Source organism: Streptomyces sp. NBC_01176, assembly GCF_045039825.1.
Lineage (GTDB): Bacteria > Actinomycetota > Actinomycetes > Streptomycetales > Streptomycetaceae > Streptomyces.
Genome location: NZ_CP108600.1, coordinates 4,711,362 through 4,734,132 on the forward strand (window position 1 = coordinate 4,711,362; position 22,771 = coordinate 4,734,132).

General features: G+C 71.8%; 18 protein-coding genes. 7 read left to right on the forward strand and 11 right to left on the reverse strand.

From position 1 onward, the window contains the following. Positions 1-33: 33 nt before the first annotated feature. From OG199_RS20240 to OG199_RS20270, 7 genes are all read right to left on the reverse strand, one after another. Complete coding sequence (locus OG199_RS20240) at positions 34-1,167, reverse strand: hypothetical protein (protein WP_405830627.1); 1,134 nt, start codon at positions 1,165-1,167, stop codon at positions 34-36. After that, positions 1,164-1,835: a SigE family RNA polymerase sigma factor gene (locus OG199_RS20245; RefSeq protein ID WP_356798381.1), complete on the reverse strand. Its 672-nt coding sequence runs from the start codon at positions 1,833-1,835 to the stop codon at positions 1,164-1,166. Before OG199_RS20245 ends, OG199_RS20240 begins: the two co-directional genes overlap by 4 nt. A 464-nt stretch (positions 1,836-2,299) precedes the next feature. Then, complete coding sequence (locus tag OG199_RS20250; protein WP_356798379.1) at positions 2,300-3,430, reverse strand: aspartate-semialdehyde dehydrogenase; 1,131 nt, start codon at positions 3,428-3,430, stop codon at positions 2,300-2,302. Continuing rightward, positions 3,430-4,707 (reverse strand): aspartate kinase, encoded by a 1,278-nt coding sequence (locus tag OG199_RS20255; RefSeq protein ID WP_153289418.1) that lies wholly within the window; start codon positions 4,705-4,707, stop codon positions 3,430-3,432. Before OG199_RS20255 ends, OG199_RS20250 begins: the two co-directional genes overlap by 1 nt. Before the next feature lie 348 nt (positions 4,708-5,055). Further along, the gene (locus tag OG199_RS20260; protein ID WP_351716227.1) at positions 5,056-5,715 is read right to left on the reverse strand and encodes a DUF5063 domain-containing protein; all 660 of its coding nucleotides are present in this window, start codon (positions 5,713-5,715) and stop codon (positions 5,056-5,058) included. Further along, positions 5,708-6,307 carry a recombination mediator RecR gene (gene recR / locus OG199_RS20265; RefSeq protein ID WP_266700495.1) on the reverse strand — a complete coding sequence of 200 codons (600 nt, stop codon included), beginning with the start codon at positions 6,305-6,307 and terminating at the stop codon, positions 5,708-5,710. Before recR ends, OG199_RS20260 begins: the two co-directional genes overlap by 8 nt. Before the next feature lie 58 nt (positions 6,308-6,365). Further along, positions 6,366-6,707 (reverse strand): YbaB/EbfC family nucleoid-associated protein, encoded by a 342-nt coding sequence (locus OG199_RS20270; RefSeq protein WP_266700494.1) that lies wholly within the window; start codon positions 6,705-6,707, stop codon positions 6,366-6,368. Positions 6,708-7,042: 335 nt separating this feature from the next. On the opposite strand from OG199_RS20270, the gene OG199_RS20275 reads away from it, so the two are divergent. Further along, complete coding sequence (locus OG199_RS20275) at positions 7,043-7,783, forward strand: SLATT domain-containing protein (RefSeq protein WP_405830631.1); 741 nt, start codon at positions 7,043-7,045, stop codon at positions 7,781-7,783. A 340-nt stretch (positions 7,784-8,123) separates the two neighbouring features. On the opposite strand, the gene OG199_RS20280 is transcribed toward OG199_RS20275, so the two are convergent. Both OG199_RS20280 and OG199_RS20285 read right to left on the reverse strand, forming a co-directional pair. After that, positions 8,124-9,656 (reverse strand): substrate-binding domain-containing protein, encoded by a 1,533-nt coding sequence (locus OG199_RS20280; protein ID WP_356798374.1) that lies wholly within the window; start codon positions 9,654-9,656, stop codon positions 8,124-8,126. Positions 9,657-9,807: 151 nt separating this feature from the next. Then, a complete protein-coding gene (locus OG199_RS20285) occupies positions 9,808-11,835 on the reverse strand; it encodes a serine/threonine-protein kinase (RefSeq protein WP_405830633.1) in 2,028 nt (675 codons plus the stop codon). Between the two features lie 340 nt (positions 11,836-12,175). Between OG199_RS20285 and OG199_RS20290 the strand changes: the two genes are divergently transcribed. The 6 genes from OG199_RS20290 (at position 12,176) to OG199_RS20315 (ending at position 20,181) form a co-directional block, all read left to right on the forward strand. Beyond that, positions 12,176-13,531: an aspartate aminotransferase family protein gene (locus tag OG199_RS20290; RefSeq protein ID WP_405830635.1), complete on the forward strand. Its 1,356-nt coding sequence runs from the start codon at positions 12,176-12,178 to the stop codon at positions 13,529-13,531. 346 nt (positions 13,532-13,877) lie between these two features. Beyond that, positions 13,878-14,576, forward strand: a complete 699-nt coding sequence (locus tag OG199_RS20295) for a GntR family transcriptional regulator (protein WP_405830636.1) — start codon at positions 13,878-13,880, stop codon at positions 14,574-14,576. Then, positions 14,573-17,041, forward strand: coding sequence for a glycosyltransferase (locus OG199_RS20300; RefSeq protein ID WP_405830638.1), 2,469 nt, complete (start codon positions 14,573-14,575; stop codon positions 17,039-17,041). Before OG199_RS20295 ends, OG199_RS20300 begins: the two co-directional genes overlap by 4 nt. A 66-nt stretch (positions 17,042-17,107) precedes the next feature. Further along, entirely contained in the window at positions 17,108-17,758 is a 651-nt protein-coding gene (locus OG199_RS20305) for a hypothetical protein (RefSeq protein WP_266700488.1), read from the forward strand. A gap of 735 nt (positions 17,759-18,493) precedes the next feature. Beyond that, the gene (locus OG199_RS20310; RefSeq protein WP_405830640.1) at positions 18,494-19,396 is read left to right on the forward strand and encodes a hypothetical protein; all 903 of its coding nucleotides are present in this window, start codon (positions 18,494-18,496) and stop codon (positions 19,394-19,396) included. Positions 19,397-19,515: 119 nt separating this feature from the next. Next, positions 19,516-20,181 (forward strand): class F sortase, encoded by a 666-nt coding sequence (locus OG199_RS20315; protein ID WP_356797115.1) that lies wholly within the window; start codon positions 19,516-19,518, stop codon positions 20,179-20,181. Between the two features lie 98 nt (positions 20,182-20,279). Here OG199_RS20315 and OG199_RS20320 read toward each other — a convergent pair whose 3' ends face one another. Further along, positions 20,280-22,097, reverse strand: a complete 1,818-nt coding sequence (locus tag OG199_RS20320; protein WP_356797117.1) for a 5'-nucleotidase C-terminal domain-containing protein — start codon at positions 22,095-22,097, stop codon at positions 20,280-20,282. A gap of 186 nt (positions 22,098-22,283) precedes the next feature. Next, the gene (locus tag OG199_RS20325; RefSeq protein WP_405830643.1) at positions 22,284-22,715 is read right to left on the reverse strand and encodes a hypothetical protein; all 432 of its coding nucleotides are present in this window, start codon (positions 22,713-22,715) and stop codon (positions 22,284-22,286) included. Positions 22,716-22,771 lie beyond the last annotated feature (56 nt).

Below are 22,771 nucleotides of genomic sequence, written 5' to 3' on the forward strand. Positions count from 1 at the left end.
CCGTGCATTCGCGGGTCCCGGCGCCGCCCCCGCTCAGGACGCCGCCAGTATCCCCGTCCGGTACACCGTGCCCGCGCACGCGCCGGACACCGTCGTCGAGGCGGTCGCGCCCGTGTCCGTCGCGTAGGAGAGCGTGACGCTGCCGTCGGCCACGCCGTCCTCCGTGAGGAGCTGGGCCGAGGTGCCCGTGCCGCCGGTGTCCGTGCCGGTGCCGCCGGCCGTGGTGGCGCCCTCCGTGGAGCTCGGATCCGGCGACGGCTCCCCGCCACCGGTGGTCGGGCAGGTCTCCGAAGGCACCCAGGCGAACTTCACGACGTACGAGACACCCGGCTGCAGCACCAGCGAGGCGACCTCCGTGGAGGGGTTGGGCAGGCCGGTGGCCGCGTCGCCCGCCACATGGGTCACCACGCTGATCTTGGACGAGTCGGCCGCGCCCTGTGCCAGGGTGCTCACCGCGCCCGCGCCGGTGACGGTGCAGCTGGTGCCGGAGGTGTTCGAGACGCTGAAGGAGCCGTAGACCGCGCCGGTGGAGTCGGGGACGCCGACGGTGCTGGTGGCGTCGCCGAGCTGCGTCGCCGTGCACGCGAGCGCGGTGGGCGCCGAGGCCGACGGACCGGGGCCTCCGGTGGCCGCCCCGGTGCTCGCCCCCTTGCCCTTGTCGGGCGCTCCCGTACGGCCCTGCTTGCCATGGTCCTTGGATGTGCCGGAGCCGCCGCCCGCGGTGCTTTCGCCGCCGTCCGGGTTCTTGCCCTGGCTGGCGCCGCCCTGGGCCTGCGAGCTGTTGCCCGCGATGGACGGGTCGGCGTTCGACCCGGAGGCGTTCGAGACGTGCACCAGGGCCGGGACGGCCGTGCCGATGAAGAGCGCGGCGGCGGCCATGCCGACGAGGGCCTGGCGCTTGCGGGCCCGCCGGGCGGGCACCGCGCGGCGCAGATGCTCCAGCGTCCCGTCGGTGGGTTCGATCTCCTCGACCGCCTGGTGCAGCAGTCGGCGCAGTGCCAGTTCGTCCGGGCCGAGGCTTTCGGAGCCCAGTTCGGCCGGGCCCTGTTCGTCGGGCTGTCCGTCGGGGCCGTGGTTCACAGTTCCGTTCCCAGCGTGCGATTGGCTGTGCTCGTGCTCCGGGCGCCGTTCCTCGTCACGGCGCCGCGCGTTCTCGTGCTCGCTCATGCCGGGGCCTCCATGGCCACCCGGAGCGCCGCGATGCCGCGCGAGCCGTACGCCTTGACCGAGCCGAGCGATATGCCGAGGGTCTCGGCGACCTGGGCCTCGGTCATGTCCGCGAAGTAGCGCAGCACGAGGACCTCGCGCTGACGGCGCTGCAGGCCCTTCATGGCCTTCTTCAGCGCGTCGCGCTCCAGCAGGTCGTACGCACCCTCCTCGGCGCTCGCCATGTCGGGCATCGGCTTCGAGAGAAGCTTGAGGCCGAGGATGCGCCGGCGCAGGGCGGATCGCGAGAGGTTGACGACGGTCTGCCGCAGGTAGGCCAGCGTCTTCTCCGGCTCGCGGACGCGCTTGCGCGCCGAGTGCACCCGGATGAAGGCCTCCTGGACGACGTCCTCGCAGGACGCCGTGTCGTCGAGCAGGAGCGCCGCGAGACCCAGGAGCGACCGGTAGTGGGCGCGGTAGGTCTCGGTCAGATGGTCGACCGTCGTGCCTGCGGCCGTGCTGGTGTCCTCAGCGCCGTCGCGCTGGCTCGGTATGCGGGCGGGCCGCGCTGCGGGCATGGGCGCGATCACCGGCATGCCGCCGGGCGCGCCGGGGCTGCGGAGTCGGCGGGGTGGACGCAGGGCCGCGCCCCTCGTCTGTACCGCGGTGAATTCGAGTACCTCTGCCACGCCTGTTGGACACGCGTCCCCCCGTCAGGGTTGTACGCGACGGGCATCACATTCGCTTCAGCCATCACTTCGGCCGAAACGTTCACGCGTGCGCGGACCGCGACGCCCGCCCTCACGCACACCGCGACGCCCACCGGAACAGATGCCGAAACCCCCACCGACGCGCCCGGCAGCGCGCCTGACAGTGCACTGAAACCCCTCATGCGTAACAGCCCATCCCCTATGCCCCATGTGCCCTGCCGCCCCCGGACCACCCGCGCAGGGCTACCGCAAAGACGCTCCCCGCCCTCCGCGCGGTTGCGGAGAACGGGGAGGGAAATCTTCGAACGCCGGGTGTGTCTCGTTCAAGTGGTCCGGACCATTATTCCGGCCACACACCTCACACAGATCCTACAAACGATTTCCGGGATGACCAGGGGGATTTTCCCGGCCCTCGGCCGCGGCCGGGGATCCTGTCGTGCAGGTCACGCCCGGCGCGGGGGACGAACCGACAGCTCCGCCGCCACCAGCTCCGCGATCTGCGCCGTGTTGAGCGCGGCGCCCTTGCGGAGATTGTCGCCGCAGACGAAGAGTTCGAGGGCGGTCGGATCGTCGAGCGCCCGGCGGACGCGGCCGACCCAGGTCGGGTCGGTACCCACGACGTCGGCGGGAGTGGGGAACTCCCCGGCGGCCGGATCGTCGAACAGGACCACCCCGGGCGCGGTGGCCAGGATCTCCCGCGCCCTCGCCACCGTGACCGTGCCCTCGAAGCGTGCGTGGACGGTGAGGGAGTGCGTGGTGACGACGGGGACGCGGACGCAGGTCACGGCCACGGGCAGGTGGGGCAGCCCGAGGATCTTGCGGGACTCGTCCCGCACCTTCATCTCCTCCGAGGACCAGCCGTCCTCGCGCAGTGACCCGGCCCACGGTACGACGTTCAGCGCCACCGGCTCCGGGAACGGGCCGGTGTTGTCCCCCACCGCACGGCGTACGTCACCGGGGCTGGTCCCCAGCTCCGTGCCGGCGACCAGGGACAGCTGCTGGCGCAGGGTCTCGACGCCGGCGCGCCCGGCGCCGCTCACCGCCTGGTAGCTGGAGACCACCAGCTCGCGCAGCCCGAACTCGGCGTGCAGCGCGCCGAGCGCCACGATCATGGAGAGGGTGGTGCAGTTCGGGTTGGCGATGATCCCGCGCGGACGCATCCGCGCGGTGTGCGGATTGACCTCGGGGACGACCAGGGGCACGTCCGGGTCCATCCGGAAGGCGCCCGAGTTGTCCACCACGATCACACCCTTGGCGGCGGCGATCGGCGCCCAGTGCGCGGCCACCTCGTCGGGTACGTCGAACATCGCGACGTCGACCCCTTCGAGGGCGGCCTCGCTCAGCGCCGCCACCTCGACCTCCTCGCCGCGCACGGTCAGCTTGCGGCCGGCCGAGCGCGGGGAGGCGAGCAGACGGATCTCGCCCCAGATGTCCGCGTGCTGGGACAGGATCTGGAGCATGACGCCGCCGACGGCCCCGGTCGCACCCACGACCGCGAGCGTCGGACGCCCGAGGCGTCCGGGGTGACCGGAGAGTCCGGAGTGTTCAGCCGGTCGCCCGGTCCGTTCGGCCATCAGCGGCCAGTGCCCCCGTAGACGACGGCCTCGTCGCTGTCGGAGTCGAGCCCGAAGGCGGTGTGCACGGCGCGTACGGCCTCCGGCACGTCGTCCGCACGGGTCACGACCGAGATGCGGATCTCGGAGGTCGAGATCAGCTCGATGTTCACCCCGGCGTCGCTGAGCGCCTCGAAGAAGCCGGCCGTGACACCCGGGTTCGTCTTCATGCCCGCGCCGACCAGCGAGATCTTGCCGATCTGGTCGTCGTAGCGCAGCGAGTCGTAGCCGATCACGGTCCTGGCCTTCTCCAGGGCGTCGATGGCCTTGCGGCCCTCGGTCTTGGGAAGGGTGAAGGAGATGTCCGTGAGGCCCGTGGAGGCGGCGGACACGTTCTGCACGACCATGTCGATGTTGATCTCGGCGTCGGCGATGGCCCGGAAGATCGAAGCGGCCTCGCCCGGCTTGTCCGGGACACCGACGACGGTGACCTTGGCCTCGGAGGTGTCGTGAGCGACACCGGAGATGATGGCCTGCTCCACCTTCTGGTCCCCTTGCTGGATCGGTGCGTTGCTGACCCAGGTGCCCTGGAGTCCACTGAAGGACGAGCGCACGTGGATCGGGATGTTGTAGCGGCGGGCGTACTCCACGCAGCGGTGGAGCAGCACCTTGGAGCCGGAGGCGGCGAGCTCCAGCATGTCCTCGAAGGCGATCCAGTCGATCTTCTTCGCCTTCTTCACCACCCGCGGGTCGGCGGTGAACACGCCGTCCACGTCGGTGTAGATCTCGCAGACCTCGGCGTCGAGGGCCGCCGCGAGCGCGACCGCCGTCGTGTCGGAACCACCGCGCCCGAGCGTGGTGATGTCCTTCTTGTCCTGCGAGACGCCCTGGAACCCGGCGACGATGGCGATGTTGCCCTCGTCGAGGGCCGTGCGGATACGGCCGGGCGTGACGTCGATGATCCGCGCTTTGTTGTGGACCGAGTCGGTGATGACACCCGCCTGGCTGCCGGTGAACGACTGGGCGCTGTGGCCCAGGTTCTTGATCGCCATCGCCAGCAGGGCCATGGAGATCCGCTCTCCCGCGGTCAGCAGCATGTCGAACTCTCGCCCGCTGGGCATCGGAGACACCTGCTCGGCGAGATCGATCAGCTCGTCCGTCGTGTCGCCCATCGCGGAAACGACCACGACCACCTGGTGGCCGTTCTTCTTCGCTTCCACGATTCGCTTGGCGACGCGCTTGATGCCCTCGGCATCGGCTACGGAGGAACCTCCGTACTTCTGCACGACAAGGCCCACGTGCGCTCCTCGCTCCATCTGTCTCTGCACCGCACTACTGCGGTCGGCTCAGTTTAACGAGCGGCCGGATTTCCCTTCCGAAGTATCGCATCGTGAGATGTCCCGCTCACGACGTGATCACTGCGGACCGTCAGGTCGACCGAGGCCGTCAGGGATCCTCCGGCCGCTCCGAGCGGCATCTGCCCATGCCCCGGCCCCGCCACTCCGGAAAGTGCCCCGAGTCACACGGGGCCGCCGTGACCCGGGTGCCGGGAGGGGAGGGGCACCCGCCCCGGCGTGCCTAGGTGCCCTAGGTGCCGGAGTACCCGGAGTACCCGATGTGCCCGGAGCAACCGGAGCGCGACCGGCCTACTTGGCCGTCCCCAGGCCCAGCGGGCCACCGATCTCCTCGGCCATCACCCGGCCCGCCTCCTCCGCGAGGATCTCCTCGCCGAGGTCCTGGTCGGTGTCCAGACCGTTCAGGTCGTCCAGGGGCTGGTTCAGCCGCACATGGGCGACCAGGGACTGCAGGGCGCGCAGGGCGGCCGAGGCGGTGGAGCCCCAGTTCGAGAAGTACGAGAACTGCCACCACCACAGCGCCTCGCTGGTGCGTCCCGCGCGGTAGTGGGCCATGCCGTGGCGCAGGTCCGTGATGACGTCGGCGAAGTCGTCCGAGATCCGGCAGGCCACCGGGGCCCTGCGGGGCTCGTACGGGTCGAAGACCTCGGAGTAGACGTCGATCGGCTCCAGCATCACGGCCAGGCGTTCGCGCAGCTCGTCGACGTCCGGCTCCGGGCCGAGGTCCGGCTCGTAGCGCTCGTCGGGGACGATGTCCTCGTGCGCGCCCAGGCGACCCCCGGCCAGGAGGAGTTGGGAGATCTCCAGGAGGAGGAAGGGCACCGCCGAGTCCGGCTCGTCGCCCTTGGCCACCTCGGTGACGGCGACCAGGAAGCTCTCCACCTGGTCCGCGATCTGGACCACGAAGTCGTCGGGGTCCTGACTGGTGGCGTGCAGTGTGGCGTCAGACATCTAGGAGTCGTCTCCCCTCGAAGGCGCGGCCGAGCGTGACCTCGTCCGCGTATTCCAGGTCGCCACCCACCGGGAGGCCGCTGGCCAGGCGGGTGACCCTGAGGCCCATGGGCTTGATCATGCGGGCGAGATACGTGGCCGTGGCCTCGCCCTCCAGGTTCGGGTCGGTGGCCAGGATGAGTTCCGTGACCGCGCCGTCCGCGAGGCGGGCGAGGAGTTCCCTTATCCGCAGGTCGTCCGGGCCCACACCCTCGATCGGGCTGATCGCTCCGCCGAGCACGTGGTACTTCCCCCGGAACTCACGCGTCCGCTCGATCGCGACGACGTCCTTCGGTTCCTCGACCACGCAGATCACCGACAGATCGCGGCGCGGGTCGCGGCAGATGTTGCACAGCTCCTCCTGTGCCACGTTGCCGCAGGTCGCGCAGAAGCGGACCCTCGCCTTGACCTCCATGAGGCACTGCGCGAGCCGGCGGACGTCCGTCGGCTCGGCCTGCAGGATGTGGAAGGCGATCCGCTGCGCGCTCTTGGGACCGACGCCGGGCAGCCGCCCCAACTCGTCGATGAGGTCCTGGACCACGCCTTCGTACAACGGACTGCCGCCCTTCCTGGATTCTTTCAGTACGTACGGTAGTTGGCCGCCGCCGGTCTTAGAAGGGCAGACCGGGGATGCCGCCACCGCCGAGGCCCTGGGCGAGCGGGCCGAGCTTCTGCTGCTGGAGCGCCTGCGCGTTCTCGTTCGCCGCCTGTACCGCCGCGACGACCAGGTCGGCGAGCGTCTCCGTGTCCTCGGGGTCCACCGCCTTGGGGTCGATCACCAGGGCGCGGAGCTCACCCGAGCCGGTCACCGTCGCCTTCACCAGACCGCCGCCCGACTGGCCTTCCACCTCCGTGCGCGCGAGTTCCTCCTGCGCGTTCGCGAGGTCCTGTTGCATCTTCTGGGCCTGCTGGAGCAGCTGCTGCATGTTGGGCTGGCCACCACCGGGAATCACGATCAGCTCCTGGGTCGTACGGCTATCGGCACCACTGTCCGGACGGGGTTTTCCCGCTCAGCACGAGCCTACGTGGTCGACGGGCCGGTCGCCCCAGCACTCTTTCGAGTGACACCGTCCGCCCGCCTATACCTGACCAAGACCCTCTTCCGGGCGGAAAACCGGTGAAAACCGGGCCATCGCCACCCATTGGGCGGTAGGAAAGGGACGGCGCCTGCGCATCATGCGTCACGCAGCATCACACAACGTCACTAGTTTTCGTCGGAGCCGTCGTCGCCGGAGTCGTGGCCCGCGTCGTCGTCGGCGTCATCACCGTCGTCAGTAGGGAGTGCCGGGTGAGCCAGCCGGAGATGCAGCCCGAGGGGCCGCCCCAGGACGCTCGGAACGACGGGGCCGGTGGGCCCCGGCCGGGCGACCTGACCGGCCGGCCGCTCCCCCTCGGCGACTGGGGGGAACCGGCCGAGCGGCTCCACGAGCTGTACCAGTGGGTGGAGCGGGGGGCTCTCGACACGGCGTCCTGGTACCTCGCGGACCGGTCCGGGAAGCGGTGGGGGGCCCGGCTGCTGCGGGGCGGCGCGGGGCTGGGGGCGGTGGCCGGAGCCGCGCTGCCGCTGCTGGATCTCACCGGAGTGGTCGGTGGCGTGGCTCCCTGGGGGTACCTCGCGCTGCTGCTCGCGGTCGCGTGTGTGGCGGGCGACCGGTTCTTCGGGGTGACCTCCGGGTGGATAAGGGACGTGGCCACGGCGCAGGCCGTGCAGCGACGGCTCCAGGTGCTCCAGTTCGACTGGGCGTCCGAGAGCGTGCGGGAGGTGCTGGGGCCCGCCGAGGGGACCGCCAGCGAGGCGGCGGAGCGGTGTCTCGGCGTCCTGCGCAGATTCTCGGAGGACGTCACGGAGCTGGTCCGGGCCGAGACCGCGGACTGGATGGTGGAGTTCCGGACGGGACCGGCGCCGTTGGGCATCCAGTCGTCGCTGGCCGGATCGCCCCGGCCCGAGGGGACTCCGCACGGACGCCTGCCGCTGCCCCCGGGCACCCGGCCGAACATGCCCCGTCAGCGGCCGCCCGAGCCGCGATAGCCCTCCGGGCGCGCGCGGGGGGTACCGGGGCGTGTCCGGTCCGGGCGGGTCGGCTCCCGGGCGCTGCCCCGGGTTCCCCGGCGGGATGGGTCCCGCGGGCCAGGGGTTCCCGCGGGCCGGTGGGGGCTTGTCGCGCAGTTCCCCGCGCCCCCTGACGGGGGCCCTGGGGCCCGGCGTGCGCCCCTGACGGAGGTCCTGGTGGCCGGGCGGCGGATTTCCCCGCGCCCCTGAAAGGGCCCTGCGGCCGGGCGGGCGGATATCCCCGCGCCCCTGACAAGGCCCTGGTGGCCGGGCGGGCGGATATCCCCGCGCCCTGACGGGGCGACGGCGGTGGGTGGGGTCAGTCTGTGCCGCAGATTTTCAGGCCTACGGGGGTGCCGCACGGCAGGTGGCCGTGGGTGCGGATCACGTCCTGGCCGCTGCCCCGGCTGATGTAGGTGAGGAAGCTGGAGGCGAGGGAGTCGGCGGGCGGCTGGCCGTAGGTGTAGGCGTACTCGATCTCGCGGTACGGGTAGTCGCTGGTGCCGTGCTCCAGTTCCTCGACGGAGGGGATGTGGCCGTCGAGGGTGAGCTGGTGCAGGCCCTTGCGGCCGGTCGCGAGGTTCAGCTCGCTGTAGCCGATCGCGCCGGGGAGCGCGGCCACGGTGCTCAGCACCTGGTCGGTGGAGTCCAGTTCGCAGCGCACCACGGAAGCCGTCGCGTCGTCCTTGTGGACGCAGTCGAGGGAGGAGTTCGCGATCTCGCCGCGGCCCAGCACCCGGCGCTGGAAGACCTGCCGTGTACCGGAGTTGGCGTCCCGGCTGACGAGGAGCACGGGCCGGTCGGGGCCGCCGAGCCGCTTCCAGTTGCGGATCTCGCCGCGGTAGAGCCGGCGTACCTCGTCCAGCGTGAGGCCGCGGAGCGGGATGTCGTCGTTGACGACCAGCGCGAAGACCGAGACCGCGACCCGGTTCTCCCGCAGCTGCGGGAACCCGTTGGGCTTGGGCCCGTCGGAGAGGGCGACGACGGGCGGCGAGCCGTTCTTCGACCGGGCCCCCGCGTCCGCGAGCTCACGCACCCCCGCCGTACTGCCGTGCGCGTCGACCACGATGTCGGAGCCCTGGCAGTCCCGCTCGTACTTCTTGGCCAGCTCGCTCATGACGGGCGCGAAGGCGGTCGAACCGGTGACCGTCAGCGTGCCCTTCTCGCAACCGATCGGCGGCGGCGAGTCGTCCCGCAGCACGACGATCAGCGCGAGTGTGACGACGCACACCGTCAGCAGCACGGTGATCGTCCGGGCCGCACGGCTGAACAGGGGCGGCTGGTCGTCCGGTGTCGTACTGCGGTTGGGGCTGACCTCACCGTCCCGCAGGCCGCCGATGAGACGTATGTTCCGCCCGACGTCACCACCCGACAGCAGCACGAGCAGCTTGAAGTGCTCGCCCCGGTTGAGCGGGACCCGCGGGATGCGCAGGGTGCCGCCCTCGTAGCTGAGCCCCGCCGCCGGGGTGAAGTGGTCCATGAGGTGGTCGGTGCCGGGCGGCTGGGTGACGGACACGCCCCGGATGGTGCGGTCGGTGAACACCGCGGTCAGGCCGTGCCGTTCACGGCTCGTGTAGTCGTCCCCGGCGATGCTCTGCGAGCCGTCGTTCTCGATCCGCAGCAGCACCAGCGTGGCGTCCGCCATGCCCGGCGCCTCGTCGAACAGCCCGAGCCGCACGTTGGCGCGCCCCGAACGCACGTCGTCGCCCACCGGGTTGTCCATCTGCACCCGGTACCCGATCCGCTTGCGCCGCGGCACCCGGCGCTCGTACCAGACCATCACGGCAGAGGCGACGACACCGATCACGGCGGTCCCGACAGCCACTATGTTCTCTGCGCTCAGCCACTCCATCGCGAGCCACTCCCCCGAGCCCAACGGTGGGGCCACCGTACGACCTGGAGCGAGAACGCCCGGCGTACGCCGGATGAAGTTTCAGCAGCCTTCCGCGCCGGCCGTCCCCGACGGTGACCGACCCCGCGTCAGCCGCCTTCCGGTACGTCCGTCAGCCGCTCTTCGTGTACGTCAGGGCGTCGCCCGAGCCCGTGTTCACCCGGCGCAGACTCCCGTCGGGCAGCAGGGTCACCTCGGAGGCGGCGCCCGGCGTGCAGGAGGAGAGCGGTCCGCCGGACGAGACCTGGGAGGGACCGATCCGCAGCGGGCCGCCGGCGGCCGGAGCGGCGGTCAGCTCGGCCTGGAAGACGCAGTGGTAGGTGCCGCTGCCGAGCGGGCCGTCCGCGGTGAGCGTGAGGACCGTGTCGCCGACCTCGCCCTGCTGGATGGTGAGGCGGCGCGTGTTGTGGCCCGTCGCGTTGTCGATGGAGGCGTCCCAGGTGCCGAGGAACCCCTCCGGGACCGTCCCGCCCTGCGCCGACGGCGAGGCGGACGACTCGGTGGGGGCGGAGGTGGAGGCGGAGGCCGACGGCCCGGATGCCGACGGTCCCGGCGTCGTGGGCGCGGTGGTGGCCGGGGCCCCCTTGGAGTCGTCGGTGCCGCCGCCGCTGCCGCCCCGCATCAGGGCGTAGACGGAGCCGCCCGCGCCCAGCGCGACGACCAGCGCCACGACGATCAGGGCGGCGGTGGAACGGCCGCTCCTGCGCGGGGGCTCCAGGAGGTCGGGGGCGGGCCCGCTCCCGGGGCCGTACGGAGTCGTCGAACCGTAGGAGCCCGGCGGAGTGCCCCAGCCGCCCTGTGGATAGCCGTACGCGGGTGCCCCCGAAGGGCTGGGGTGCTGCTGGGGATAGCCGTACGCGGGGTGCTGCGCGGGCGGTGCGGCCGGCGGGGGCGTCCCGTGGAAGCCCCCGATCATCGTGGGGAGATGGTCCGCGGAGCCCGGCTGCCCCGGCGGCGGAGTGGCGGCGTGCTCCGGGGAGACCTCGGGAACCGGCGCCGCGCCGGAGGCGACGGGGGCCACGGATGCGGCGGCCGCATCAGGTGCGGCAGAGGCGGCGGGTGCGGCAGACGCGGCGGATGCGGCGGATGCGGCGGATGCGGCGGATGCGACAGGGGGTTTGGACAGATCCACGGCCGGGTCCGGAGCCTGCTCCGAGACCTGCGCCGGAGGCTGCTCCGGAGCCCGTTCCGGGGCCGGCGGGAGCGCGGCCGTCGCCGTGTCCGGATTCTCCGTGTCCAGCAACCGCACCGCGTGCCGCCCCAGTTGGGCCACCAGCGCGCTCGGCAGCCACGGGTCACGGGACCGCCCGCCCGAGACGGTGTCCTCCGCGCCGGTCCGCTCCAGGATCTCGTCGAGCGAGGGGCGCGCCGCCGGATCCTTGCGCAGACAGTGCCGCACGAGGTCGGCGAGCCCCTCCGGTACGCCCTCGAGGTCGGGGTCCTCCTGCGCGATGCGGAACATCATCGCGTGCACCCCGCTGCTCGTCGCGCCGAAGGGCAGCACGCCCGTGGCGGCGTACGACAGGACCGAACCCAGGCAGAAGATGTCGCACGCGGGCGTGACACGGTCGCCGCGGACCTGCTCGGGTGCCATGAACCCGGGAGAGCCGACGAGCGCGCCGGTGCGGGTGAGGCCGCCGTCGATGACGGTCTCCAGGGCGCGCGCGATCCCGAAGTCGATGACGCGCGGGCCGTCGATCGTCACGAGCACGTTGGAGGGCTTGAGGTCGCGGTGGATGAGTCCGGCCGCGTGGATGTCCTTCAGGGCGTGCGCGAGGCCGGCCGCGAGGATGCGCACGGAACGCTCCGGCAGCGGGCCGTGGTCGTGGCCGACGACGGTCTGCAGACTGGGCCCGGCCACGTAACCGGTCGCGACCCACGGGATGTCGGCCTCCGTGTCCGCGTCCAGCACGGGCGCGGTCCAGTAGCCGCCGACCCTGCGCGCGGCCTGCACCTCCTGCCGGAAGCGGGCCCGGAACTCCTCCTGCTCGGCCAGTTCCTCGCGCACCAGTTTCACGGCGACGGTACGGCCGCGGTCGGAGCGTGCGAGATAGACGTTCCCCATCCCACCGGCCCCGAGCCGCGCCATCAGCCGGTACGCCCCGATCTGACGCGGGTCCCCGCCCCCCAGCTTCTCCATCGTCGCGCGCCCTCCCCCGTACGTGTGCAACAGCCCGAGGATAGTGCGGCCGTACGGGGAGGTGGGCGGGGTGGTGTCTACGGTTCCGTAACAGCGTCTGGCGCTTTCGTGACGCCCGTCGCGGGGCCGCCGGGCGCCGCCGAGACGTCACCGGGCACCGCCGGGAACCACTCCCGCACCCTCCCGCCCCACCCCGCCTCCTCCGTCTCCGCCCCGTCCCCGTCTCCGTCTCCGCCCCCCGTCTCCGGGTCCCCACGCCCGACAGACTGTCGCGGAAAGCCCCGGACCGCAGACAGGACGCCGATGTCGCGTCCGCTCCGTGGACACCTACGCTCGGCGCATGACCCCTCAGCCCCATCCCCAGGTCGGCGCCGCAGTGAAGGCCGCGGACCGCGCGCACGTGTTCCACTCCTGGTCCGCGCAGGAGCTCATCGACCCGCTCGCCGTCGCCGGCGCGGAGGGGTCGTACTTCTGGGACTACGAAGGCAAGCGGTATCTGGACTTCACCAGTGGGCTCGTCTTCACCAACATCGGCTACCAGCACCCGAAGGTCGTCGCCGCGATCCAGGAGCAGGCCGCCACGCTGTCGACGTTCGCGCCCGCCTTCGCCATCGAGGCGCGGTCGGAGGCGGCCCGGCTGATCGCCGAGCGGACCCCCGGCGACCTGGACAAGATCTTCTTCACCAACGGCGGCGCAGAGGCCGTCGAGAACGCGACGCGGATGGCCCGGCTGCACACCGGGCGCCCGAAGATCCTCTCCGCGTACCGCTCGTACCACGGCGCCACCTCCACCGCGATCAACCTCACCGGTGACCCGCGGCGCTGGCCGAACGACATCGGCGCGGCCGGCGTCGTCCACTTCTGGGCGCCGTTCCTCTACCGCTCCCCCTTCCACGCGGAGAACGAGCGGCAGGAGTGCGAGCGGGCGCTCCAGCACCTGGAGGACACGATCGCCTTCGAGGGGCCGGCCACCATCGCGGCCGTCATCCTGGAGACGATCCCCGGCACGGCGGGCATCATGACGCCCCCGCCCGGCTACCTCGCCGGGGTGCGGGAGATATGCGACCGGTACGGGATCGTCTTCGTCCTGGACGAGGTCATGGCCGGGTTCGGACGGACCGGCAAGTGGTTCGCCGCCGATCACTACGACGTGACGCCGGACCTGATGACCTTCGCGAAGGGCGTGAACTCCGGGTACGTGCCGCTGGGAGGTGTGGCCATCTCCTCGGCGATCGCGGAGACCTTCGCGCGCCGGCCCTATCCCGGCGGGCTCACGTACTCCGGGCATCCGCTGGCCTGTGCGGCGGCCGTCGCCACGATCAACGTGATGGAGGAGGAGGGCATCGTCGAGCAGGCCGCGCGGATCGGTGAGACCGTGCTCGGTCCCGGGCTGCGTGAGCTCGCCGAGCGGCACCCCAGTGTCGGCGAGGTGCGCGGTACGGGGGTCTTCTGGGCCCTTGAGCTGGTCAAGGACCGGGAGACGCGGGAGCCGCTGGTGCCGTACAACGCGGCGGGGGCGGACAACGCGCCCATGGCGGCGTTCGGGGCCGCCGCGAAGGCCCACGGGCTGTGGCCCTTCATCAACATGAACCGCACCCATGTCGTGCCGCCGTGCAACGTCACGGAGGCGGAGGCGAAGGAGGGGCTCGCCGTGCTGGACGTCGCGCTGGCCGTAGCCGACGAACACACGGCCTGACGCCGGGGACCTTCCTCGCCCCGGACCCGTCCTGTCCCTGGGGCTCCGCCCCGGACCCCGTCAAGGGGCTGCCGCCCCCTGGACCCCCGCATCGCCCCAAGGGCTCGTCCTCAAACGCCGGACGGCTGAACAGCTGCAGCCCAGGCCCGCACCATCAGCCCGTCCGGCGCTTGAGGACGAGGCCGTCCAGGCCGAACGGGGGTCCGGGGGCGGAGCCCCCAGGGGCAACGGGGGCAGCAGGGGCGAGGAACCCCTTGCTGGGACCCCACCGCGTAAGGTGACGTGCTCATAGACGAAGCACACGCGCACGCGCGTGCACCCGTACGCGATGGGGGAGCGACACACCATGCCCGGCACCGGCGGCACTGGCGCCGTAACCCGCAGCACCCTGCGGCAGCAGATCGCCGACGCGCTCCGCGACGAGGTGCTGGCAGGCCGCCTCCAGCCGGGGCAGGAGTTCACGGTGAAGGAGATCGCCGAGCAGTACGGCGTCTCCGCGACCCCGGTCCGCGAGGCCCTCGTCGACCTGTCGGCGCAGGGCCTGCTCGACGCGGACCAGCACCGCGGCTTCCGCGTGCACGAGTACTCACCGGCCGACTTCCGCGGCATGATCGAGGCCCGCAGCCTCGTCACGGACGGGATGTTCCACAGCCTCATCGAGGGCGACGGCATGAAGCTTGCCGACGATCCACGCGTCCTCGCCGCCCTCGCGGGCGTCCGCCGCCGCGGCGAGGAGGCCCAGCGTGCCGCCGCCGCGGGCGACCTGAACATCCTCATCGGCTACGACCTCCGCTTCTGGCGCGAGCTGAGCGCCCTCTTCGGCAACACCTACCTGGCCGACTTCCTGCACCGCCTGCGCGTCCAGTCCTGGGTGTGCACGGTGCAGCACCTGCGCCGGGTGAGCGACCTGAGGGGTTACCTCTGGTCGGGGCACACGGAACTGGTGGACGCGCTCGCGCGGCGCGACCCGCGAGCGGCGCACGCGATCGTCACCGAGTACAACGCGCACTCCCTGGCCCTCATAGAACGTCTGGCAGCCGAATGAGCGCGCCGCACACCACGGACGTCATAGAGGACATGCCGGCCCCTGCCATCGACCTGTCGGTCGTCGTCCCCGCCTACAACGAGGAGCGGCGGCTCGCCCCGACGCTCGACGCGATCATCGCGCACCTGCGCGACAACGAGAGCCGTTTCGGCAGGTGGGAGCTGATCGTCGTGGACGACGGCTCCACCGACGGCACGAGGGACGTCGTCACGGCAGTCTCCGCCCGCGAATCCCGCGTCCAGCTCGTCACCAGCCCCCGCAACCGCGGCAAGGGCCACGCCCTGCGCCTGGGCGTGCTCGCCTCGTACGGCCGCCGCGTCCTCGTCACGGACGCCGACCTGGCCGCGCCGATCGAGGAGCTGGAGCTGCTCGACAAGGCGCTCGGCGAGGACCACGCGGCCGCGATCGGATCACGGGCCACGCCCGGCGCCACGATAGACACGCACCAGCACCGGCTGCGCGAGCTGCTCGGCCGCGCCGGGAACTTCCTGATACGCAGGGTCGCGGTGCCCGGCATACGCGACACCCAGTGCGGGTTCAAGCTCTTCGACGGGGAGCGGGCACGGGAGGCGTTCGGGGCGTCGCGGCTCAACGGCTGGGGCATCGACGTCGAGGTGCTCCAGCACTTCCGCCGCTCGGGCTGGCCGGTGGCGGAGGTCCCGGTCCGCTGGTCCCACCAGCCCGGCTCGAAGGTACGGCCCCTCGACTACGGCCGCGTCCTCGCCGAACTGACCCTCCTCAAGGCCCGCTCCGTCCGCCCCGCGGACCTCCTCGCGGTCGCGCTCTTCCTCCTCATGGCGGTCGCCCTCTACTCCGGCCGCTGGGCGGACCCGAACGGCCGCTACCTCCCGGACTCGCTCCAGGACCAGAACCAGTGGGAGTGGTTCTTCGCGGTCACGGCGGACAACATCCGCCATCTCCACAACCCGCTCTTCACCACCCTCCAGGGCTTCCCGGACGGCGTGAACCTCATGGCCAACACGGTCATGCTGGGCCTGTCCGTCCCCTTCGCGCCGATCACCCTGCTCTTCGGCCCGGCGATCGCGCTCAGTCTCGTCATGACGCTGGGACTGGCCGCCACCGGCGCCGCCTGGTACTGGCTGATCGTCAAGCGGGTCGTGGGGCACCGGGGCGCGGCGTTCGTCGGCGCCGCGCTGGCCGCCTTCGCCCCGCCGATGGTCAGCCACGCCAACGCGCACCCGAACTTCGTGATCCTGTTCATGGTCCCGCTGCTGGTGGACCGTGCGCTGCGTCTGTGCGCCGGCACCCGGGTCGTCCGGGACGGGATCGTGCTCGGCCTGATGGCGACGTACCAGATCTTCCTCGGCGAGGAGCCCCTGCTGCTCGCGTCGATGGGCATGGCGCTGTTCGCGCTCGGCTACGGGCTCGTCCGACGCGATGTCGCCAGGGCGGCCTGGCGTCCGCTGCTGAACGGGCTGGCGGTCGCGGGAGCCGTGTGCCTGCCGATCGTCGCGTTCCCGCTGTACTGGCAGTTCGCGGGACCCCAGAGCTACGGGAGCGTGCTCCACGGCGACAACGCCGGCAACAGCCCTCTCGCGCTCCTCTCCTTCGCCGAGCGCTCGCTGCTCGCGGGGAACGCCGAGAGCGCGGGCGCGCTCTCCCTCAACCCCACCGAGCAGAACGCCTTCTACGGATGGCCGCTGGTCGTGCTCGCCTTCGCGGTCGTCGTACGGCTCTGGGAGCGGGCGCTCGTCAAGGCCCTCGCCTTCACGGCACTGGCCGCGGCCATGCTCTCACTGGGCCCGAAGTTCCGCATTCCGACGACCGACATCGTGCTGCCCGGCCCTTGGGCGCTGCTGTCCGGCAAACCCCTCTTCGAGTCCGTCATCGAGGGACGGGTCGCGATGATCTGCGCGCCCGTGCTGGGGATGCTGGTGGCGGTCGCGGTCGAGCGGCTGCTGAGCGCCCGCGGCGCCGCCACCCAGTACTTCGGCGCGCTGGCCGTCGCCGCCGCGCTGCTCCCGCTCGTCCCGGCGCCCCTGAAGACGGTCGACCGGGTGCCGGCCCCCGCCTTCTTCACCGACGGAACGTGGCGGGCGTACGTCGACCCGGCCAGGGGCGAGTCCCTGGTGCCGGTTCCGCTGCCGGACCCGGGCGACGCGGAGGCGCTGCACTGGCAGACGGCGGCGGGCCTCGGTTTCCCCCTGCCCGGCGGGTATTTCAACGGCCCCTACGGCCCCGATCACATCGGTATCTACGGCGCCTCGCCCCGCTACACGTCCAACATGCTGCGCGACGTGCGGTACTCGGGCAGGGTCCCCGTGATCGGCAAGAACTGGCAGGCGCAGGCCCGCGCCGATTTCGCGTACTGGAAGGCGGGCGCGCTGGTGCTGGCCCCGCAGCCGCACCAGGACGAGTTGCGGGAGGCCGTGGACAAGCTGGTGGGCCACCCCGGCACGTGGGTGCACGGGGTCTGGGTATGGGATCTGCACGAGGGGGACTGAGGACGGGTCCCACGCATTACGCTTCCCTGACCACCGTGCTTCCCCAGGAGCTAGAGGAGCCGTCTGTTGGCCTGTGACCTGTGGCTTGTCCCGCTCGTCGACGTGCTGTGCCACACCCCCGACAACCCGTTCGCCGAGGAACTGGCGCTGTACGACAAGGTGCTGGGCGAGGCCGGGCTCCCGCCGGTCCCCGTGTACGCCTACATGCCGGGGCTGTCCGGCGACGTCGCCCCGGTCGCGGGCTTCGACTACGACGCCCTGCACTTCCTGCGCCGGGCGTACCTGCTGCAGATGTGCGGTCTCGCGGTCACTCCGGTGGACGAATTGGGCGGCGACTACGAGCAGTTGCTGGAGATGTTCCAGACGAACGCCCAGCAGTCGCACCTCGTCTGGCACTACGACCACGCGGGCGCGTACGTACCGGTCGACTTCCCGCATCCGCTCGCCAACGACGAGCTCCTCGCCGGGGGCGGCCCGCTGGGCTCCTCCCAGACGCTGCTGCGCGAGCTCGAATTCGTGGCCCCCTCGATCGGCATCGACCCGGCCAATCCGCCGGCCGCCCCGCAGGCGCCGACGGCCCCCACGGAGCTGGAGGAACCCGCCGCTCCCGCCCCCTACGACGCGAGCCCCTTCGCCCGTGAGCGGCACGTCTGGCTGGGTCTGCACGCGGCGGCGACCCGGAGCCTCGCCCAGGGATCGATGATCATCTTCAGCTGAGGCACCCCGGCCGGCCGGGGTGGGGCCCGCTCCGCGCGTCCCCCCTGGCGGCCTCCCCGGTACCCCTCGGCCCGGCACGCCGGACACCGGCGACCGTGCACCCCCGGCCGCCCCTCCGCGCCCGCGAGGCCCCGCGCCGGCGGGACACCGGCCCATACACCCTCGGCCGCCCGTGCGCGCCCGCGAGGCCCGCACGGCCCCCCTCCGCGCCCGCACGGCCGTACGGTCACCCCTTCGCGTCCGCGAGCCCGTACGGTCGCCGTCTCCGCGCCCGCGAGGCCCGCACGGCCCCCTCCGCGCCCGCGCGGCTCGTACGGCCGCTCCCCCGTCCTTCGATCACCTCGCGCCCCGGCCCGACCGCGCCCTGGCCCCCTTCGTCCCGCCGGGGCGCCCTGTCGGCCGTCCGTTCCCTCGGGCGAGGCGGTCCGAGGCCCGGCGGGACCGGCTGACGGTTCACCGGCCGCGCGCAGTCGTGTTGCGACCGATCGGGTTGTGTCTGGGCGCGGACCGGCGTGGGGCCTGGCGGATGGCCCACGATGAAGTAGCAGGTCAGAGTGGTCCGGCCGGGTCCCTGGTGGTGTCGGGGCGCCCCCCGGGCGGCGCCGGGACCCGCTCCGGTTGCGCGGCTCGAGTGGTGAGCGGGCCGGTAGGGGCTGACGGTGGATCACGTCGGGGTCGGGTTCCCCACGTGCTGACAAAGTGTCAGCGGCTCGGCTGCGACGGAAGGACTCGACAATGCGTTCTGCCCGCATGCTTCTCGCTACCGCGACGGCCACGGCCGCCCTCGCGATTGCCGCTCCCGGCGCCTTTGCCGCCACGGCGGGCGACGGTGGCCACGACGACTCCTCCTACAGCAACGAACAGGACGACGGCAGCAGCCACGGCAGGCCCAACGGCGGCATGCACACCGGCGGCGGCGCGCTCACCAAGGTGAAGATCGGCCCGCTCGCCACGGTGAAGGGCGGCCAGCACACCAAGGTGAAGGGCGACGACCAGGGCGAGGAGGGCGACTCGGACTGGGGCGGCGACTCCGACCGCGGCGGGGACTCCGACCGTGGTGGCGACTCCGATCGCGGTGGCGACTCCGGCCGTGGTGGCGACTCCGGCCGTGGTGGCGACTCCGGCCGTGACGACGAGGGCTCCGACCACGACAAGCCCCGGGGCGGCATGCACACCGGCGGCGGCGCGCTCAGCATGCTGAAGAGCGACGACTGGAACAAGGACGACGCGAAGTTCAACCCGGAGACCTACAAGAACGACAACGGAGGCAACGGGAACGGCAACGGCCGCGACAACGGAGGCAACGGCAACGGCAACGGTTCCGGCCGCGACAACGGAGGCAACGGCAACGGGAACGGCAACGGCCGCGACAACGGAGGCACCGGCAACGGCAACGGTTCCGGCCGCGACAACGGAGGCAACGGCAACGGCGACGGCAACGGTCGCGACAACGGAGGCACCGGGTACGACAACGGCGGCAACAACTCGGGCAGCGACAAGCCGAACGGCGGCATCCACGCCGGCGGCGGAGCGCTCGCCGGAAAGAGCGTCACGGCCGGCGGCCTCGCGGTCCTGACGCTCGCCGCGGCGGGCGTGTACGTGCTGCGTCGCAGGAGTGCGGCGGGCGGCATGTCCTGACCGGCGTCCGGCGTCCCATCGGCCGAGGCCGCCGCGGGTCATCCCCGTCGTGACGGCCCGGCCGGATCGCCCGCGTGCTGTACCCGCTCCGCTGCAGTGCCCTAGTGAGGTGGTTCCCGATGACAGCCCGGCTGTCCTCCCCTGGCGTGACCGAGTCCGTGCCGCAACAGCAGGGCTCTCGTCCCGGCGTGCCGTTCGGCGTCTGGTGCGCCGGGATCCTGCTTCTGGTGCTGGGCGTGTTCGGCGGCCACCCCAAGCCGACGGACGACTCCCGGACACCTCACGACGCGGCCGTGCTCATGCCGTGGACGAGCCCGGTTCCGGGCAAGCACCTGCCGTCGTCCGCGCCGACCCGGCTGGTCATCCCGAAGATCGGGGTGGACGCGCCCTTCACGGCCCTGTCCGTCGACGCGAAGGGCCACCTCAACCCTCCGCCCGCGGACAACGTGAACATGGTCGGCTGGTACGCCGACGGAGTGACCCCGGGGGAGGCGGGAACGTCGATCGTCGCCGGGCACGTGGACACGAAGACCTCGCCGGCCGTGTTCGCGAGACTCAGCTCGCTCAAGAAGGGGGACACCTTCAGGGTGGAGAAGGCCGACGGCCTCACCGCGTCCTTCGTCGTCGACGACGCCGAGACCTTCGAGAAGGACCACTTCCCCAACGACCGCGTGTACGCCGACACCCCGCAGGCCCAGGTCCGGCTGATCACCTGCGCCGGTGACTACGACCACACCGCGAAGGACTACACCGAGAACCTGGTGGTCTTCGCCCACCTCGTCTGAACGGCGCCACCGCGGCCGACGCCCCCGGCAGGAGGACGCCGACCGCGGCGCGCGGGCCGGCCGCGTAAGGCACCGGCGGGACGCGGGACGCGGGTGCCTCAGAACACCGGCGTGCCGTCCTGCGTCAGCTTCCAGTTGCCGTCGGCGAAGTCGGCCGGGTCGAGCGTGCCCTTGGAGGTGACGTAGTCGATCATCAGCTGGCGGATCTCGTTGGTGGAGCTGTAGGCGATGTCGGCGGCCGCGATGTGCGGGTAGCCGCTGCCGCCGTTGGCGCGGTAGTTGTTGACGGCGACCACGAAGACCTGGTCGTCGGTCACCGCCGCGCCCTTGTAGCTGAGGTTCTTGATCCGGGAACCCTCGGCCTGCGCGATGTCGATGTCGTAGTCGACGCCCGCTGCGGTGTCGTACATGTAGTCCCAGAAGCTGTTGGCGTTGGTGAGGGTCGCGGTGTCCACCTTCGTGCCGGACGGGACCCGGTAGTAGTACTTCGCCGCGTACTCCAGGTAGTCCTTCAGCTGGGCGCCCGTGAGCTTCTTGCCGTAGAGGGTGTTGTCGTAGATGTAGAGCCCGGCCACGTCCCGGATGGTGACGTCGCCCTGGGGGATGTCCGCCGTACGGCTGAAGGGCGCGGCGACGGAGATGAGCGGGAGGGCCGCGTCGGCCGTCGACAGGCCGGTGGCGACGGCCGCCATCTGGACCTGGTGGATGAAGTCCATGACGGGCACGTCCTTCCAGCACGCCTCCGCCGCGGAGAGGTCGGCGGTGCACGTGCCGACGGGCGTGTTGACGTACTTCACGACCAGTTCGTGGTCCGCCTCCAGGAGCCTGGTGATCTCCGCGTCCTCGGCGACGGCGTTGCTGTTGAGGGTCTGCGCCTTGGTGCTCGTCACCTTCCACTGGCCGTGGGCGAGTTCGAGCTCGAAGTCGAAGACGGTCAGCCGCATGCCGTAGCAGTACGGCTCCGACAGGACGACGTCCTTGCCGGTCTCGGTGTTGGTGACCGTGTAGGAGGAGACCTCGGTGTGGGTGTGGCCGACGAGGATGGCGTCGATGCCGGGCACCTGCTCGGCGACCAGGTTCGAGGCGTTCTCGACGTACGGGAGCTCGTCGCCGTACGAGGAGGACCCGTCGAGGCCGGAGTGGTCGGTGAGGAACACGACGTCGCAGCCGAGGGCGCGCATCCGCGGCACGTACTTCTTCGCCTGCTCCACGAGGCCCGTGAACGCCATCTTCCCGGCGACGTTGTCCTTGTCCCACAGGGCGATCCCGGGGTTGGTCAGCCCCAGGATGCCGACCTTGATGTCCGGGGCGCCGGGGACCCGGATCCGCTTGACGGTGTACGGCTGGAAGGCGGGCCGGAGCGTCTTGGCGTCCAGCGCGTTGGCGCCGAGCAGCGGGAAGTGGCACTGCTTCTCGAACCGGCGCAGGGTCTCGATGCCGTAGTTGAACTCGTGGTTGCCGAGCGCGGCGGCGTCGTACTTCATGGCGTTCATGGCGATCGCCATCGGGTGCACCGGGCCGCGCTTGCCGCCGGTGCCGGTGATGGGGTCGACGCGGGCGTAGTAGTACGCGAGCGAGGTCCCCTGGATGATGTCGCCCGCGTCCACGAGCAGCACCCGGTCCGCGCCCTTCGCGGCCCGCTGCTGCTTGACCAGGGTGGCGACCCGGGCGACGCCCACGGAGTTGCCGGCCTTGTCCGTGTACGCCGCGTCGGTGTAGTAGTCCCAGTCGAAGACGTGGCTGTGCAGGTCGGTGGTGCCCAGGATGGAGAACGACCAGGTACGGGGTTTCTTCTCGGGCTTGCGTCCCGCGGCCTGGGCCGGAGTCGCCGCGACCGTCCCCGCGACGGCCACGGCCGCACCGGTGACGGCGGACTTCTTCACGAACTCCCGGCGGTTCAGCGGGTTGACGGGCATACGGGGCTCCTGGAGACGGGGTGACGTGGGCAGAGGAACGGGCCGTGCGGGGACTACACGCGTAGATCGTGGTCGGGTCCCGCCCCGTCCGGAACCAGGAGCAAGCCATGTCCAGGTCAAGGATGAGCATCCCGGGAGCGGTCCGCATCTCGGCGCGCTCCCGGACCTGCCCGCGGCACCGGCCGCTCAGCAGCCCTCCGCGACCGCGCGCAGCAGCAGGGTGTGGACGAGGTGGTCGCGTGCGGTGGGGCGGTAGCGCCAGGCCAGGGGCCAGGTCAGGCCGTCCAGAGCGGGCACCGGGATGTACGCGACGTGGTGCGGGCCCGCGGTGAGGCGGGTGACGCCGGGCGGCCACGAGCGGTGGGCGGTGCTGCCGGCGGGGACGAGGAAGTAGACGGCACGGCGTCCGCGGGCCTCCTCGACGACCGGGCCCGGGTCGCCCCCGGTCGCCCGCGCGAGGCGGTCGGCGACGGTGCGGCCGGGGTCGCCGTCCACCCGGACGGCGTCGAACTGGACGCCGGCCTTGCGGAGTTGGATGCCGGACGGGGGAATCCAGTTCGGGATCTCCGGGGCGACTGGGGGTAGCGCCGGGTTTACTTCGTCACTTTGCGTATCCATGAGGACAGTTTCCGCAGGCGGGGCTAGCGTTTCCATGACTCTGCGTCGACCATCGG